The sequence below is a fragment of the Neptuniibacter sp. genome, from assembly GCF_024231755.1.
In the GTDB taxonomy this organism is placed as follows: domain Bacteria; phylum Pseudomonadota; class Gammaproteobacteria; order Pseudomonadales; family Balneatricaceae; genus Neptuniibacter.
This window is the reverse complement of record NZ_JAAEQH010000322.1, coordinates 1-1,858: the sequence shown is the minus strand read 5'-3', so window position 1 is coordinate 1,858 and position 1,858 is coordinate 1. Positions and strand designations below refer to the sequence as shown.

1 protein-coding gene is annotated in these 1,858 nt (G+C 49.9%); it reads left to right on the top strand.

Translation table 11 applies throughout. From position 1 onward, the window contains the following. Positions 1-249: 249 nt before the first annotated feature. The gene (locus GY843_RS18715) at positions 250-1,566 is read left to right on the top strand and encodes an IS1380 family transposase (protein WP_297311948.1); all 1,317 of its coding nucleotides are present in this window, start codon (positions 250-252) and stop codon (positions 1,564-1,566) included. Positions 1,567-1,858 lie beyond the last annotated feature (292 nt).

Genomic DNA, 1,858 nt, shown 5'->3' with positions numbered 1-1,858 from the left:
CCCAGAACATTCAGTTCTGGGACTTTATGTACCCTGTAGTAACCGTATCTAATATCAATAGTATTATTGAAACTGGTTTTTACAAGAGCTAATTATTGATTTAAGGAATATCTCTCCTATATCTCTGCTATCTATTAACCTGAATCCGTGACTTCAAGACCTGCTCACAGGACGGCAGACCTGCAATGACGGGTCGTTTGGCGCTATCATAGCCCTGTTATCTCATTCACCCAGTTAGTGCGTTGCCTTATGCGAACCTTTACCCTGCAACAGTCCAAAACCGAAGTCTACACCCCTCACGCTGGCCTGGCGCTGATCGGTCATTGCTTGAACCACCGCACGTCGTTGATTAAGACCGCTCGCACGGTTGTGAAGCGTCACGGCATTCCCAATATTGACCTGATTCGCACTTATCTCGGTGTCATCTGTCTGGGCAAAAGTGACTTTGAAGCGGTTGAGTCAACTCGCAAGGATCACTTCTTTAAAAATGCAATGGGCATCAAGCAGCCCCCTTCATCAGCACGATTACGCCAGCGTTTTGATGAGGATGCAGAAGCTCTAGCCCCTTTGCTTGAAGCGGCAAGCTGCGAATTTCTGGAACGAATTCAAGCACCGGTTTCACCCTTGGCCATGGGGCATGTCGCTCTGGATATGGATGTTTTTCCTATGGACAACAGCCAGACCTGTAAAGAGGGTGTGAGCTACACCTACAAGGGCTACGAGGGGTATGCTCCTTTAGCCGCTTACCTGGGCAAGGAAGGCTGGTGTCTCGGGTGTGAACTGCGCCCCGGTAGCCAGCATGCTAACAACGGTTTTCTGGATACGCTAACAGCTGTTTTACTCCGAGCCAGAGCTTTGACCGCTTCTCCCATTTTAGTGCGCCTGGACAGTGCCCATGATGCCCGTGACAACCGTGATTTTTTGAACAAGCAGGAGCAGGTCGACTTTTTGATTAAGTGGAATCCGCGCAAGCACGATCCCCTGGTCTGGGCTGACAAAGCTTTGCAGCAACAAGCCTTTGGGTTGGAGCGTGATGGCAAAATGGAAGCCTTGATCTCTGAAACGTTGCCCGATGAGCCGGGCGTTCGACGGATCGTCAAGGTGACTGTACGTACCAGCGACCCCAGCGGCCAGATGTTTCTGGAACCTGAAGTCAGCCTTGAAGGCTGGCTGACTTCTTTGCCGGAGCATCTTGCGGATGATCAGGCCGTCATTGATCTGTATAAAGATCACGCCACCAGTGAACAGTTTCACAGCGAGTTTAAAACTGACCTGGATCTGGAACGCCTGCCTTCGGGCAAGTTTGCGACCAACTCTCTGGTCATGGCTTTTGCGGCTTTGGGCTATAACCTACTGCGCTGGATCGGACTAGGACTGATAGGACCCGACGTACCCATTCGACACCAAGCCAAGCGTCGTCGCTTGAAAACAGTGATGCAGGAATTGATGTATATGGCCTGTCGCCTGGTTCAAAGTGGACGTCAGCTGTTTTTACGCTTTGGCCGCCACTGCCCGGGATACAAGGTCTATCGAGACCTTTACCAGGAAGTTGCTTCGCCGGGATAGCACGACCCTTTATCCACAACCCCTTGGAGCCTGAGTCATAGAATTCGGGATGGTCGTGTATTCTCTGAAGCCTGTCTTTTGGTCAAAAAACGATCAGAAAAGTCAGGCTAACCTAACAATCCCGCTAAGAAACAGACCTCAAGGCGGGATGGATGACTAAAAAATTGAGGTGTGGTGAGCAAGAAGGGGTCTCAGGCAGGATCGAAATTTAAATCACTGATTCAGGTTTTAATGATGACAAGGCCATATGGCTATATACCCAACAGCATTGGTTGGACTTCTTTCCTAACTT